Consider the following 14,654-nt stretch of genomic DNA (forward strand, 5'->3'; position numbering starts at 1 on the left):
CAACAATGGTCAGCAAATCTTGAAGGGACCGACTTAGCCTGTCGTATTTCGTAACGATCACGACGTCCTCTGGGCGCAAGTGGTCAATGAGCTTGTGCAGCTCCAAACGATCAGCTTTCGAACCGGACACCTTCTCAGACCATATCCGTTCGGCACCAGCCTCCTTTAGGGTCTCGATCTGAGCATCAAGATGCTGGTCCTGTGTGGATACCCGAGCATAGCCAACCAGCATTCCAAAAACCTCCCAAAACGCACCACGTTTTGAACGGGGTTTGTGGTTCGGTCAATATCACCTTTCTCAGCATATTCCACAAACGATCCTTTCTGACCGACTGTGGATAACTTTGCACCTGCCCATCATCCTTCTTCTTTTTCTTCTAGAATCTTCTTACTTCAGAGCCTCTAAGTATATGATGTAACACACAAAATCACGCGAAGTATTAGGAATCGGGCAATGAGCGCTTAGGTTTGGGGCGGTTATCTATTAGGTTTGGGGCGGTAAACGCTTAGGTTCGGGGCGGTTCCCGATGCCTTCTGCCCGCTACGTCCTCGAAAACCGCAAGCCTTTTCGCAAGCCTAAACCGCAAGCCCCTTCGCAAGCTCTTTCGCAAGCCTTTCTGGGCTGGTGAATTAGTTTGTTGCCGAACGCCACCTAATATCTTAGCTTCTGATTCGGAGTAGAGCTAAGAGTAAAACCGTGCCGGAACCCAACCGCCCGAAAACTAATTTTAAGCGGACTCTCGATATCGCGCCCAACATGGGCGAGATGGTGAAGCCTGCGGAACTGATTGAAGTTAAGGGGGCCTCGAAGCTGACGCTGGCGGACCGCCGCCTCTTCAACCAGCTCCTACGACATGCTTTTGGCCCCGACCTCGCCTCTGAAAATCGGCGCTTCGAGATAGAGACGGCTGAGCTGCGAGACACGCACGACAGCAACGACCGTCTCGTCCAGTCCATTGAAGCGCTCATGACCACCGTGGTCACGATCGAGCGCCCAGATGGCTCTACTGATCGTGTTCAGCTACTCGGTTGGAACAACTTGTCCGACCCGAAGCGACGACGAGGAACGCTGAAGTACGCGATCCCGCCGGAACTAGCCATGTTACTGAGGGACTCAACTGTTTTTGCGAAGCTCGAACTCGAAGTCTTGCGTTCGTTCACATCGAAGTATGCCATGGCGTTGTATGAAGCGGTCGCGCGCCGGGTCCGCCTTCAGCACGTCTTCACCGAGCATTTCGAGCTGGAAGACTTCCGGGAACTGTTGGGTGTCGAACCCGGGAAATTGAAGACATACGGCAATCTGAACCAGTACGCGATCAAACCTGCTCTCTTAGAGGTGAACGCACTATCCGACTTCACCGTGACTGTTATGCCCCAGAAGACAGGCCGCCGGGTCACCGGTGTGCTTATTGGCTGGGGCGCTAAGGACATCGAGGGCCGGAAGGAAGCATACGCTGAGCTGCAACGGCCACGTGTGGGTCGCAAAGCCCGCATTACCGGCTCGGTCGAAGAGCTTGCGGATGGAGTAATCGAGACATTATAAATACGCACTTACATATTTGCTCATTTGCGTAATTACGTAAACATAGAAGACGGAGGTACTTCTCATGAAGGCGACATCAACGATTCAACTGGGTATCGAAGTTGTTCGGGTATTCGATGACGAAGGTAGAACAAAGAACTACGCCCTGAGAGCCGTTGATGGCCGTGTAAAGGAAGCGACTGTCGATATCGTCATGAGTCCGTTTAACGCTGGCGAAGCCCCTCGAACCTATCGAAGAACAGTTCATTTCTTGGGCACGAGCTGGACTTACATCACAGATGCCAATGGCGTGATGTCATCGCAAAATCTGGGAGTAGTTGCTGTACGCGGCGTCCGCGAAGAATGGACCACAGGCAAGGTGCGCGATGGCGTGGAGTTCGTCTCGCGGGTTCGCGAAGAGGGTGAGTTCTTCGTCATGAGCGTACTGCTAAACCAACCTATTACAAACCTCGTGCTCGAAGTCGGGGCAACTCTTGAAGGGCAGGAAGTGACTGCACGAACTATTGTATCAGGCATCGAGGGCCTCATCGACGTGGCGATAAGCCAAGGCCGTCCCCCTACAGTTTTGCAGGCGTTCGGTTCCGATCTAAGCGTTTCATAGCAAGTTCGGAAATCCGCGCTTGCATATTTACGTAAATGTGCGATTGAGCAGTTATGCAAACAATACTTGTTTCATCTCAGAAAGGTGGTTCGGGCAAGACCACACTGGTTCGCAATCTGTCAGTCGCGGCTACCGGCGACGGACGCTCAGTCCTATGTTTGGACCTCGATCCTCAAGGGTCGCTGCGCGGCTGGTGGGAAAGCCGCGATGCTGACACGCCTGCGATGCTTGATCGTGATCCAGTGCCAGAAGCGCTGAGGGCGACACTGGAAGCGGCTAAGGCACAGTTCGATCTTTGTATCATTGATACCCCACCAGCCGCACCGGGATGGCTTTCAGAAGCCCTGAGCGTGGCCGATCTTGTGCTGATACCAGTGAAACCGTCACCTGATGATCTGCGCGCTGTCGGAGCGACCATAGCAGCCGTCGATGCAGCCAACGTGCCGTTTGCCTTTGCTCTCTCGCAAACCCCTCGGGCGCGGATCACGGAAGAAGCGGCGCGAGTCCTTGCCCAGCACGGTCGGGTTGCACCCGTAAACATCGCTCAGCGTGTTGCCTATGCTGAGACTGGTGCCACAGGGCAGGGCGTTTCCGAGACCACAGACGACAAGGCCGCGGCCGAGATCGCAGCAGTCTGGAGTTACGTGAAAGGACTTCTCAATGGCTAAGAAACCAATTGCGCTCGATGGCCTCTTAAACACGAGAAGCAGCCCGACCGACACCGGTATCCCGCAACGTGGTGCGACCTCTGCTTCGGCGGCAAAGAAGGTGAAGCGGGAAGGCGAAAAGCGGCTTACACTCGCCCTCGATGGAGACACATATCGTCGGCTCAGGATGCATGCGGCGCAAACCGACAAAACCCATCAAGCCATTCTAGAAGAAGCACTTTCCATTTATTTGGACAGCATAAATGCGTAATTACGTAAATCCGCATCTACGCGTAAACGCTTACTTAAGAGTTTACGGAACAAAAAAAGAACATTACAGGAGGCGCCCATGAACACGTTCTACGAATTCTTCGCCGGTGGAGGAATGGCGCGCGCAGGATTGGGCCAAGGCTGGAAGTGTGTCTTCGCCAATGACTTTGACCGCAAGAAGGGTGTGACCTACCAGAAGAACTGGGGCGAGGGCGAGATGGTCGTGGACGATATCCGCAACATAAGCCTCGATGATCTGCCCGGCCGAGCTGACCTCGTATGGGGTTCATTTCCATGCCAAGACCTTTCACTGGCGGGCGGCGGGGCAGGGCTTAAAGGTGATCGTTCGGGTACATTCTGGCCCTTCATCGCACAGATCGAAGAACTGAAAAAAGCAGGTCGTGCTCCAACCGTGATCGCACTCGAAAACGTTGCTGGGACTCTGACCTCACATAAGGGTGCGGATTTCACGGCCATTTGCGAGGCACTAGACAATCTCGGCTATCGCTATGGTGCCTTTATCGCTGACGCTTCGCACTTTGTACCGCAGTCTCGACCAAGGTTGTTTATCATTGCCATCGCGAAGGGTGTTGAAGCGGTGAAGACCGGGACAGGGCCAATGGCTCCATGGCACACAGCAGCTCTGAAGAAGGCGCACAGCCAACTGCCAGATCACCTGAAGGCGTCATGGCTCTGGTGGCAAATGCCGAAGCCTTCAAAGCGTCAGATGCGGTTTGCGGATGTAATCGAGGCGAAGCCTGCATCGGTGAAGTGGCATACAGCTGCTGAGACACGAGCGTTGCTGTCGATGATGAGCGACGTGAACCTCGCCAAGGTCGAAACAGCAAAGGTTGCTGGCGTGGTCATGGTCGGTGGTGTTTACAAGCGCACGCGCTATCACTATGGCATCAAGGTGCAACGTGCAGAAGTTCGCTTCGATGACGTAGCAGGCTGCCTTCGGACACCAGCAGGTGGATCTTCGCGCCAGCTCATCCTCGTGGTGGATGGTGAGCGCATACGCTCAAGATTAATTTCTACACGGGAGACAGCCCGTTTGATGGGCCTGCCGGATACCTACGAGCTACCGCAAGCATATAACGAGGCGTACCATCTGACCGGCGATGGCGTTGCCGTGCCGGTTGTGCGATACATAGCAAAACACATTTTAGAACCGGTGGTTAAGAGTGCAGATGCCTCCCGTCCGCCAGAAAAGGCGCCTGTAGCGAAAGTGAAATGAGCGACGAAGTACCGTGCAAAAAAGACCCAAAGCTCACGCAACGAATTGAGCAATTCTCGGAGGTCTTGAAGACCCAAGCCCATCGTCTCGATCCGTTCGGTATGACGGAAAAGGACTTCTACGAAAGCGGTATTTTCGAAGGTTCGATCCAGCGCGTGAGAGGGCAAATTTCTGCGTCCATGGGCGAGAAGAAAACCTTCGTAAAGCACATCCTGAACCACATGCAGGATGGAGGCTTCATTCAGGAATGGATCGAAGCGGGTGGATCAAACCGGCACGATTATTCGGTCACACTGAATGACGGGAAGATCGCGGCTATTGAGTTGAAGGGGTGTCTCGACGGGAACAATACCAACATTTCCGCGCGTCCGCCGCACGCCAATGAGTTCATCGTCTGGAGCGTGTGCCAAAACAAGGGCGCCGATCCTCGGCACAACGTCTGGTCTGGCATTCACACCCGGTTCTCGGCCGATATCATCGCAGAAGAGAAGCGCGTGGATGGATTGGTTGTTTGGGACTGGCTATGCGGCACGGCAGCTCGGGTGTGCCCTAAGATTGCCGGACGGAATGATCGCATCACGGAAGTTGGTCCTTTCCGCCTGCCGCCGCCGTGTATCTACCTCTTCCCCGGCACGATACCCAGCCCTCGAAATAACCCTAACCCGCAGCCACACGCTATCGGAAACGTCGGGATTCTGGAGGCCATGCATCGCTGCTTCGGCGGTAATGATGACGAACTGAACCAAGTCTACTTCGAGGCTGCCATGAAGGGCGTCGATCTTGTCCGCACCACACGCATTGTGCGGGCCGGAGAAGTTCGCAGAGAGTCAAAGCCGACGCCCATTCGACGTTCGTAGTCGGGGTGGAGAGATGGCATCGACCGATGACGATACAGAGATGCTTCATGAGTTCGCCCGGCGCCTCGGGCGCACTGTCGTTATCGAGCCATTCGGTGTCTATCTTGAAAGCCGAAGCGGCGCTGATGATGAGCGTTTAGGGCGGACCATAAAGGACGCTCGCCGTGCCATGGAACGGCGCTGGCTCCGTCACCGCACCTCGCAAGCGGTGCGATCTTCACGTCCCAACTGAGATGTATCAAGCCGGTCTAATCCCAGAGCTAGATTAGACCGAAACACCCGAAAAACAACGACTTACAAGCCAATACTTTCAAAAAACACCTAGCCATTAACGGGGGTTTGTGGCAGCCTTGCTGCGCGACGGCGGCGCGTAGCCCCGCGCCTCCGCCGCTGACCAACCCAACCTGCAAGGAGGTTAAGATGGCTACGACAATAGAAGACGATTCCACGCTGATCCGCCAACCCAAATCGCTATTCGACAGTGCGGATCAATACCAACGCGAGAACGGTGCGGCCATGTTTTGGACTGTGTTCATAGAGCGCGATGGTCGCGCAGAAGCCGCCGGGACAGCCTATGAGCTGAGTTCGGGCGAGATCATCTTGCCAGCTATTGCCGCCAACGGCCGCGTGCTGCTCAAGCACGATTTCAGGAGGGTATAGGCAATGGAGTTCGATGAACTTTTCGTACCGCCGGATATCGGCAACGATTTCTCGGCAGACATTCTCACCCGTCTCTTCGGAGGCATTATTCCTCGCCTGCACGGCGACGGCGACGACACCATCGTCGTCGCCAACTGGATGGAGACGATCCTCACGGTCTTCAACGCCTTCTGCCTGTTGGCGATGCTAATCGTGCTGACCTACACGATCTATTCGATGATCTTCGACACGGCGGCGGACGGGAAGACCTTTGGTCAGTCGGCCGACACAAAATACACCGTGCTGCGAACTGTCCTCGGGGTGGCAGGGTTCGTCCCCATCGTCGGCGGCTTCTCTCTGATCCAGGTCGGTGTTCTCTGGCTGGTGCTGCAAGGAAGCGCCTTCGCGGACGTGACATGGCGCAACATCGCCGACGACATGCTCAGCGGGACACCTCTGACCTCGGGGTCGTTCGCGCGAATACCGCCGGACTCCGACCGACTTGTGCAGCAGTTTGGCGGTGCCTTCGACGCGCTGGTCACGGGGCATCTCTGTGGTCTGAACGCGAACCGGATCGAGCGTATTCTTGCAGGCGATGATGAGATCACGACCGCAGAGATCAGTACCACAGGAACAACCGGTGCAATTCGGGTCCGCCAGTCGCCACTTCAGCTCGAAGATACGTCCGGCTTCTGGGATGGGGTAGGGGGCCGACAGGTCGTCGGCATGAGCTACCAGATGTTCTTCGCCGAAGAGGCTGGTGGAGCCGCTTTCAGCGGCCGGACCAACTACTGCGGTTCTGTCGGTGCGACCGACAGCTATTCTGCGATTGAGGATGGTGGCGGTCTTGAAGTCGGCCTAATGGCAGGGCGAGCGCAACAGCAATTCGCGCATCTGGCTGAAGACGTTCTGCCAGAGCTGTCAGATGCAGCTCAGGCCGTCGCATTGGTGATCTACAACGGTGAACGCGATAGCGAAGCCCTGCTCGAACCTTCCCGCGCGGCCGTTTATGCAGCGGTCGCCTCGTACCTGAGCGGCCCGGCGATCTCCACGACGATCTCGTCGGATGTTGTCGAGGACGTACATGACGGATTACTCAACATGGTCACGACCGAGGGCTGGATGCTCGCGCCAGTCTGGCAGCGTGGTGTGGCTTCGACCGTGACCTCCATCGAGTTTCCCGGTGACACGCTGGCCATGCAGGCTGCGCGCAATAACCAGATTTCCGAGTTTCTGCGCGGTCAGGGATACAATCGCGGCGTCCGTAATAGCAGTGTCACGCGCGAGCTGGTCGCCAAGGCCGACGCGGATCAGGATACATGGGATGAGATCGCGTCGAACGTGGTGAACCTGACGCTGCCCGATGTGGAAACACCGATGAATGCAGCCATGGGCGAGGTGCCCCAGAGCGCCATCGACCAGAGGGCTATAAACGGCCTCTATCGCGGCATCCTGAACGTCTTCAGTCCGGTCGCAACGCACACCGCCGAAGGTAACTTCGGTTTCGTGGACCCTATGCTTCAGATCCAGCGTCAGGGCACGATCCTCGCCGGGGCAGGCGGCACGGCCCTGACCGCTGGTGTTGGCCTTGAGGTCGCCAACCAAAGCATCCTCGGCCGCGGTGCCGACTTTATCTTCGGAAGTGGCGAGGTCGTGGGCATGGCGTCCTCCGGCCTGACCGGAGTGGGCATCACCCTGCTGATCGTCGGGCTTATTATGATGATTATCCTGCCGCTTGTGCCGATGGTCTATTTCTTCACGGCGATCATGAGCTGGTTGCTTCAGATCCTCGAAATCATGTTCGCGTGGCCACTTATGCTTTTGCAGATGTTCACACCGGCACGCGAAGCAACGTTGTTTGGGTCGGGCATATCGCGGGTGCTTTTAGCGACCCTGAGCATTTTCCTCCGCCCGTTCTTCATTGTCGTCGGACTCGTGATCGCGATGATGGTGATCTCGGTCATGCTCTACATCCTCCACACCTTCTTCGGCCGTCTGATGTTCTTCGACGGGATTTCAGGCGCAGACACAGTGCCTGATCTCGCAGGGTTCGCGGCGACGGCCGTGAACAGCACCATCGGCATCGTCGTGATGGTGTTCCTGCTGATCGTGTACGTCCTGCTGGCGTTCCTGACGGTCCTCTTCGGGTCACAGATCATTGTCGAGTTCGGTGAAACCGCCATGAACCTGATCGGCGCTGGTATGGGCCGTTATACGCAGCCCGGAGCCATTGCGGATAAGACCGTCATGGCGGGTGGTCTCGGCTACATGGGTGCTCGCAGCGCTGGTATGCGCGTCGGTAGCGCTCACAATCAGCTCGGGAAACTGCGCAAGCAAGGGCAGGATAGCAGCATTCGCAGTCTGCCGGGGTCGCCGAAATGAGACGTCTTTGGAATGCTCTGATGGCACCGGGCCGCGCGATGCGCCTACGCGCCGAGAAACTCAAAAAGCAACAAGCTCGCTTTGAGGGGGCGCTGAAGCACCTGAATCTGGATCGCATCGTGGGCGACTATCAGCCCGGCCTCACACAGGAATTGCTCGACGCCAAGGACTGGAAAACCCCGTGGCCAACGGCTGAGCTGATCGAGCAGGAGCGAACACGGATAGCCCGGTATCTCGAAGAGCACTGGCGGCAAGCGGACTTTCCTGAACAACCGGTGTTTCTTGTCCGCGTCGGAATGGAAAAGGTTTGGGGCGGGCTACAGGGTCGCCTCCATCAAAGTGTTTTCGGTCGGCTAGACCTGCCACCCTTCTTCGATCTCAAACGCGATCCTAACGGTCTGATTTTGTTCGAAATGACCCGACATGACACAGACCATTATGGCAACGAAGAGTGGATCGGCGTCAATTCCCGCTGGATTTATGGTCGCAATCCGCCACAGCTCCGCGATCCTTTATCGGGGGCGGCGACATGATCTATCGACGTACTACTGCAATCGTCTGCGTTGTCGCCGTTCTATGTGGGCCAGTCATAGCTGAAGATGCTCCGATCTCATTCGAGATGACGGAGATCGGCGCGCTGACCGATCCTACCGGCCTTTTCACCGATGAAGAAGTCGAACAGGGCGGCTCGGTCGTGCAGCCGTCTGTTTGGTATTCAACCTTTCCCGTCGATGGTGGCGAGATCACGCTGTCGATTCTCGTGGATCGGTGGTGTGGCCTTTCAGAGTGTCCATTCCGATTCCGCATCGAAACCGAAGACGGCACGGAGCTGCGCAGCCACTTCGGCCGTGCGCACGGGATGGTCTGCCAAGATCGTTCCTCAATGACCGTCGATCCTGTCGAGCTTGTGCTGACCGCATGCGGCAATGAGATCGACCTGAAGCAGGCGTGGTGACAAATATGAGATTTCCCCGAACATCATTCGCTCGCGCTTTCGCACTTATCCTCGGAGCTTTGCCCGGAGCTGCTACAGCTCAGGTCTCAACGGTCGAGCTGATCAACGCGGGCATGCCGCCCGGACTGGCGGAATTCGCGTCGGCCGTCAGCTCGTCCGAAGGTGATTGGGACAGCGTGAACCAGTTCGGCTGCGCGGGCGCGTTCCAGTTCTGCCCTGACACCCGTATTCGCTATCACCCAAGCTCGCTGGCTTCGTTCCTCGCAAGCCCAACGGCGCAGGTATCCGCGTATCGTCGCTACATGGCCGATGAATGGCAGCTCGCCAGACGGAACGGCTTCGATGAGCTGATCGGGTCGCAGGTCTGCTGGGGTGGGCAGTGCCGAACCATTACGCAAAGCTCGATCATCAAGGGTTGCCAGTTTGGCTGCGCTTACGGTGGCGCTCTTGGCCGCTACCATCGGACTGGTGACTGCGATCAGGCGCGGGACGGCAATGGAGTTTCTGTCTGCACCTACCTGATCCGGGGAGCAGGCTATGACGTTTCAGGTATCACCGGCGACATCGAGCCGGGGCCGGTTCTCGCAGGCGGCGTCGGTACCTGCTTCGACCGTGACTTGATGAGCGCCGCCGGGCTGCGTGCCACGTCGCCCTTCGGTGTGGATCGCACCGGACGGGCATCTGCCGGTTATCATCTCGGGCTCGATCTCACCAACGCCGAGGGGGAGGGGGCACATGTCTATGCCGGGGTGCCGGGTACAGTTGTTCTCTCGGCCGCGAACCGGACGAACAGCGTCTTCGTGGAGACCCCGGACGGCCGACAGCGCGTCGGTTACCTTCACGGGCAGGCACGGCGGGTCGCACAGGGCAACAGCGTGCAGCCAGACACCGTGGTCATCACGCAAGGCGATGCTGGCTCTCCGGGGGCCACACACCTGCACTTGGAGGTTCACGTCGCTGGCGAGATCATGGCCTCATTCGGTGAAGCCATGGGCCGTGTGTGGCCCTTGCAGGATCGTGAGACCTTCTTCGGAGCAAAGGGCAGCAGTGGACTTGCTGGTGCCAGCCTAGAGGGTGCAGCTCCCGCTCCCTTCTATATCGTGAACCCGGAGACGTACCTGCATCGCCGCGTGCCCTTCACGGCGTCGATCCTCTCGGCCGAGCAATATGCGCGGCAAGGCTTCTCGCGGCCGGACGGGCTGACGCTGGAACCGACATGTGCACCGGGCGCGGATTTTCTCGATGGAGGGATGGTTTCCTCCAACGGCGGACATAACAGCATGGGCGGAGTCACCCAGTTCGGCGTGGCCCTCGCCGCCAATCCCCAGACCACGGCGAACATGGCATCTTCGGACGCTCGCGATGCCGCAATCCAGTATGGTCTCGCTGCTATCGGATCGGCGCGCAACGGGTCGAACATGGCTGCGTCTATGAGGTCGCGAGCCAGCGTGTTGTCCGGTCTGATCCTGACGGGACAATAGGTCGTCCAGAACCCAGATCGTGTTCGACTGCTCCACGCCGCCCGAAGATCCCACAATCGCTCGATACATGCTGTCTCGCTCACGTGGACTCTTCGGGCTTTCCAACAGTGAACAACGCGATGCTGACAGCATAATGAGCAGCAGGGTTGAAGCCTCGCTTCAAACCCTGCCACGTGGCGAGCGGGGTCGGTGAATTTCCAAGGGCGGCGCAGCCGGGATCGGAGCCACGCGGAGCTGCACGGAACCGCAGGTGGAGGAAGCGAGCATGGCGAGAACCCACCCCTTGGAAAGAGGGCAGGAACAGGCCCTCTAACTGAGCTAACAGGACAAATCCAGCCATCGAGTCCATCGCGCGAAGCTCCCATCCATCGCCCGCCTAGAGGCAGGGGATGGGGGCTTCGCAGCCTCCGTGAGGAGGCTTGGCAAGGCGCGGCCCAACGGGTTGCAAGCCGCGCAGATCGCTGGCCCGAAGGGTTGCAAGATCGGAGCAGCGGAAGGGTCGAGGGAAGAGCACAGCGGCCCCCTCGTCCACACATTGCGAAGCAATGTATATGTGGACACTTTACTTCGCTCCGCCTGACGGCTACGCTGCGCTCGTGAAGTTTGAGAGGACCGGCGCTCACGCGCCTCGCTATGACAGAAGTTCGAAGCGCACATGTTCAGGCCAAACTGGTCAAGCGATCCGAGGGTCGAAACGTGATCGCGGCCGCAGCCTATCGCTCGGGTGAGAACCTTACTGACCGACGCGATTTCCGATCCTTCGATTACTCGCGCCGCCAGCAGGTTTTGGCTACCCGCCTCATCGCCCCGGAGGGTGCCTCGGAATGGATCACCAGCAGGAACCTTCTCTGGAATCTGGTCGAGGAAACAGAGCGCCGAAAGGACGCTCAGCTCGCCCGTGAGTTGGAGGTGTCGATACCAGCCGAGCTGGATCAGACGACACGCGAAGAGCTGGTCTGGCAGTTCTGTGAAGAGCAGTTCGTGCAACGGGGGATGATCGCCGATGTCGCGATCCATGGCCCCGCCGAAGGCGAAGGGCTGAACTTTCATTTTCATGCACTGCTGACGATGCGCGAGTTGGGGGAGGATGGGTTCGGCAAGAAGGTCCGCGAGTGGAACGACAACGCGCTGCTGGATGAGTGGAAAGACGCATGGATCGCCCTCTGCAACGCTGCGCTTGAACGGAACAGCGTGGATGTCCGCCTTGACCGGCGGAGCATCGAGGAACGTCGCGAGGCGGCTCTATCGGCCGCTGGGGCGGCGACAGACTGGATCGAGGAACGGCGGCACCTGATCGAAGCCGAGCGGCTGAACTACACACCACGGCCGCATCTGCCGAGAACGCCCTACCTTGCGATGGAGGCCGCCCAGCCGATCCCGGACTACAAGGGCACGGTGGACGGCGTACCCATGCCCGACAAATGGCGACAAGACGTGGCGGCATGGAAAGCCGCGAGGAAGAGCCGGGATGAAGCCCGCAAGCGGGCAGACGAGATGGAGCAACAGCTCGAAGCAGAGATCGCGGCTCTAGCCGAGAAGAGCCCGGCATCTGATCAGGCTGATGCGGAAGATGGTACTTCTGCTGAGCAGCAGGAGGCGTTCGACATCATCGCGGCCATGTTCGATCCACAGAAGCCTCTCGATGCTCGCAACAGCGCGGCCATGGCGCTCATGGTTCATCATCCCGAGTGGCAGGTGGAGACGATCTTTAAGAAGATGCTGCCCGAGCTAACCAATGTGCAGGATGTGCGCGAGGTCAGCGCTCTGCTCACCACAGACCATCGCGCTGCCAGACGGCTTGATGATGAAATCGAGCAATACTCCGATTGGGACGATCTTCACGACGACCGTGTGGCGTTACGCGATTTCGGCAGCACTCTCGCCGAAAACAGAACGCAACCGTGGGCCAAGGTCGAAAAGAGCCTCGTCCAGTGGGTCGTTGGACATGTCGCCGAAACGATCAAACGCGCGGTCACAGCTCTCGCCAGCATACTGCGTCAAGAGCGCCTTGATGCGCAAAACCGGCCAGCTCCACCGCCAGACAAAGCAGACAGCGGGTCAGTGAAGCCAGACGCTTCACCGACGCCACCGCGCGGCAGCCCATCGTCGTCATTGAAGCCCTAGGAGATCCCAAAACAGCTGGCATAATCGCAGCTAGATGATGGGTGTAATGGGAGTTGCGTGTGACAGAAAGAGGTTCAAACGGCGGTACAGAAGGCGGAAATCGTTCGATTAACAATCCATGGGTTGTAGGGGTTGGAGCTGGTGTTCTAGCAGGGATAGTTTTGTTCTATCTCGTATTGGTGCTACCGACACCGCCCGACCCTGTTCCTGTTCTGGAAGTTGGGGCAACGAATGTAGAGGTCGATCTTTCTTCGCATTCAATTCGAATCGAAGTCTCAGGCGAGATTAGAAATCTCTCGGGGCAAGCTCTACTTATGACCGATTTTAGAGCGCAAGATGATGCCAGACCGATGAGCGACGAGTTTTTTACACGTTGGCCCGGAGGGCTACAAAATTGGTCTCCAATCATGACGAAATGGGAATTCTTCGAAGAGATCACATTCGAAGGAGATTCCTGGAATGGAGGTGCCTTAACGCTCGCACCAGTCGGAACACTTCCTTTCTCGTATGTCTATCGCAGACCCCTCCCGCCGCGCGTTCGCGAAAATCTTCAATCACTCGTTTCCGATGGACGTATTATGGTACCGTGGCACATGGTCGAACCAGAGCGCCATGAGATTATCTCAGGCCGTCGAGGTATACATGTTCTTGAGGCTCCTCTGCGCGACTCTGCCGGATTACAGTATTCATACATTGAGGAGAGTTTTGGGCTGGGCACGCATCAAGCCCTGACAATTCTGTCTGGAGGTTCTGACCGGGACGGCGATGTTCGCAGGGTCGTCGAAACCGGTATCGTAGAGCGGCCTTGTGCGCCGGTGGACAACGCCATAGCCACATTTTGTCCTGTGATCCAAATTATTGCCAACGATAGAAGCTACCGGCTTCCCCTTGGCCAGATCGGCTTCGCAGAAACGTTCGGTTTTATGATCGACCAGCGGTCGAGATGGGAAAAATTGGTCGATTGGCTATCGTTCTGGAGATGACTGGTATCTAGCTTTCGTACTGGATTGTCGGCAGCCATGCGTCGTAAGCCTCCCATGCCTCGCCCACGAGCTGGTCTCCAAGAGGCACTAGGTAATCCCGAACCAACGTCGCGATCTGGTCCTCGGTATCGAACCATTGGTTCACGGCCCGCGCCCTTTCATGAGTTCCGCAAGCGCGAGATCGGCTATGGCCCTGTAGTGGTTGGCGACGTAGATCGGGCCGCTCATGGCCTTCACGTTCTTGCGGGCCAGCTCATCTGACATGTCGCGCACGCCCAGCTCGCCTAGCGAAGGCGTGGTGTCGATCTTCGTTCCCTCGCCAGCAAGGCTTGCCACCTTCTGCGGCTCATCGGCGGCGCAGAAGAACATAACCTTGAAATGCCAGTCGCCGGTATCTTCGCCAGGTTCGCGAAGATTCAGGGCACGGTTGAAGGACACGTACCGCCGGAGCGTGGTCGGCGGAATATGGATCGGCTGCAACGTCGCATTGTCGTCGGTCATAGATCAGGCTCGCCTGATGGTGTTAGGGCTGACCTTGAAGAGGCGCGCCAGCTCCGCAATTCCCCGGCCGTCTTCGTCGCGCATTTTTCGCACTTCATCACGTTGGTCGTCGGTTAGAGCGGGTGGGCGCCCCCCTACCCTGCCCCGCTGCCGGGCGGCAGCCAGTCCCTCACGAGTCCGCTCGGAAATCCGTTCGCGCTCGAACTGAGCGATGGATGCGAAAACGTGGAAAACCAGCCGTCCCGCCGGGGTCGTGGTGTCGATGTCTTCCGCCAAGGACCGAAAACCCGCACCTTTCTTCCGTATTAACTCAACAATGGTCAGCAAATCTTGAAGGGACCGACTTAGCCTGTCGTATTTCGTAACGATCACGACGTCCTCTGGGCGCAAGTGGTCAATGAGCTTGTGCAGCTCCAAACGATCAGCTTTCGAAC

The 14,654-nt window shown here is 57.6% G+C and carries 16 protein-coding genes; 13 read left to right on the forward strand and 3 right to left on the reverse strand.

The annotated features are described in order from the left end of the window. Positions 1 to 232 (reverse strand): recombinase family protein (locus tag IU397_RS22585; RefSeq protein ID WP_204417859.1); only part of this gene is annotated, 232 nt, incomplete at its 3' end. 465 nt (positions 233 to 697) lie between these two features. Between IU397_RS22585 and IU397_RS22590 the strand changes: the two genes are divergently transcribed. The 13 genes from IU397_RS22590 (at position 698) to IU397_RS22650 (ending at position 13,719) form a co-directional block, all read left to right on the forward strand. Next, positions 698 to 1,543 carry a replication initiation protein gene (locus IU397_RS22590; RefSeq protein ID WP_204417861.1) on the forward strand — a complete coding sequence of 282 codons (846 nt, stop codon included), beginning with the start codon at positions 698 to 700 and terminating at the stop codon, positions 1,541 to 1,543. Positions 1,544 to 1,607: 64 nt separating this feature from the next. Beyond that, entirely contained in the window at positions 1,608 to 2,144 is a 537-nt protein-coding gene (locus IU397_RS22595; RefSeq protein WP_204417863.1) for a hypothetical protein, read from the forward strand. A 53-nt stretch (positions 2,145 to 2,197) separates the two neighbouring features. Continuing rightward, positions 2,198 to 2,812 (forward strand): ParA family protein, encoded by a 615-nt coding sequence (locus IU397_RS22600; protein ID WP_204417864.1) that lies wholly within the window; start codon positions 2,198 to 2,200, stop codon positions 2,810 to 2,812. Then, positions 2,805 to 3,062, forward strand: a complete 258-nt coding sequence (locus IU397_RS22605) for a CopG family transcriptional regulator (protein ID WP_204417865.1) — start codon at positions 2,805 to 2,807, stop codon at positions 3,060 to 3,062. Before IU397_RS22600 ends, IU397_RS22605 begins: the two co-directional genes overlap by 8 nt. 78 nt (positions 3,063 to 3,140) lie before the next feature. Next, on the forward strand, positions 3,141 to 4,298 hold the full coding sequence (locus IU397_RS22610) for a DNA cytosine methyltransferase (RefSeq protein WP_204417866.1): 1,158 nt from the start codon (positions 3,141 to 3,143) through the stop codon (positions 4,296 to 4,298). Then, on the forward strand, positions 4,295 to 5,155 hold the full coding sequence (locus tag IU397_RS22615; RefSeq protein ID WP_204417867.1) for a hypothetical protein: 861 nt from the start codon (positions 4,295 to 4,297) through the stop codon (positions 5,153 to 5,155). The genes IU397_RS22610 and IU397_RS22615 overlap by 4 nt, the downstream gene beginning before the upstream one ends. Positions 5,156 to 5,575: 420 nt before the next feature. Further along, on the forward strand, positions 5,576 to 5,815 hold the full coding sequence (locus IU397_RS22620; protein WP_204417868.1) for a hypothetical protein: 240 nt from the start codon (positions 5,576 to 5,578) through the stop codon (positions 5,813 to 5,815). 3 nt (positions 5,816 to 5,818) lie between these two features. Further along, on the forward strand, positions 5,819 to 8,176 hold the full coding sequence (locus tag IU397_RS22625; RefSeq protein WP_204417869.1) for a DotA/TraY family protein: 2,358 nt from the start codon (positions 5,819 to 5,821) through the stop codon (positions 8,174 to 8,176). A gap of 20 nt (positions 8,177 to 8,196) precedes the next feature. Continuing rightward, complete coding sequence (locus IU397_RS22630; protein WP_204417870.1) at positions 8,197 to 8,709, forward strand: hypothetical protein; 513 nt, start codon at positions 8,197 to 8,199, stop codon at positions 8,707 to 8,709. Further along, positions 8,706 to 9,131, forward strand: a complete 426-nt coding sequence (locus tag IU397_RS22635; RefSeq protein WP_204417872.1) for a hypothetical protein — start codon at positions 8,706 to 8,708, stop codon at positions 9,129 to 9,131. The genes IU397_RS22630 and IU397_RS22635 overlap by 4 nt, the downstream gene beginning before the upstream one ends. A gap of 5 nt (positions 9,132 to 9,136) precedes the next feature. After that, complete coding sequence (locus tag IU397_RS22640) at positions 9,137 to 10,612, forward strand: M23 family metallopeptidase (RefSeq protein WP_204417873.1); 1,476 nt, start codon at positions 9,137 to 9,139, stop codon at positions 10,610 to 10,612. 633 nt (positions 10,613 to 11,245) lie between these two features. Next, complete coding sequence (gene mobQ, locus IU397_RS22645) at positions 11,246 to 12,736, forward strand: MobQ family relaxase (RefSeq protein ID WP_204417874.1); 1,491 nt, start codon at positions 11,246 to 11,248, stop codon at positions 12,734 to 12,736. A gap of 59 nt (positions 12,737 to 12,795) precedes the next feature. Continuing rightward, positions 12,796 to 13,719 (forward strand): hypothetical protein, encoded by a 924-nt coding sequence (locus IU397_RS22650; protein ID WP_204417875.1) that lies wholly within the window; start codon positions 12,796 to 12,798, stop codon positions 13,717 to 13,719. A 141-nt stretch (positions 13,720 to 13,860) separates the two neighbouring features. On the opposite strand, the gene IU397_RS22655 is transcribed toward IU397_RS22650, so the two are convergent. Both IU397_RS22655 and IU397_RS22660 read right to left on the reverse strand, forming a co-directional pair. Next, on the reverse strand, positions 13,861 to 14,220 hold the full coding sequence (locus tag IU397_RS22655) for a hypothetical protein (protein ID WP_204417876.1): 360 nt from the start codon (positions 14,218 to 14,220) through the stop codon (positions 13,861 to 13,863). Between the two features lie 3 nt (positions 14,221 to 14,223). Beyond that, positions 14,224 to 14,654 (reverse strand): recombinase family protein (locus IU397_RS22660; RefSeq protein WP_204417877.1); only part of this gene is annotated, 431 nt, incomplete at its 5' end.

This window comes from Actibacterium sp. 188UL27-1 (genome assembly GCF_016901225.1).
Classification (GTDB): Bacteria; Pseudomonadota; Alphaproteobacteria; order Rhodobacterales; family Rhodobacteraceae; genus 188UL27-1.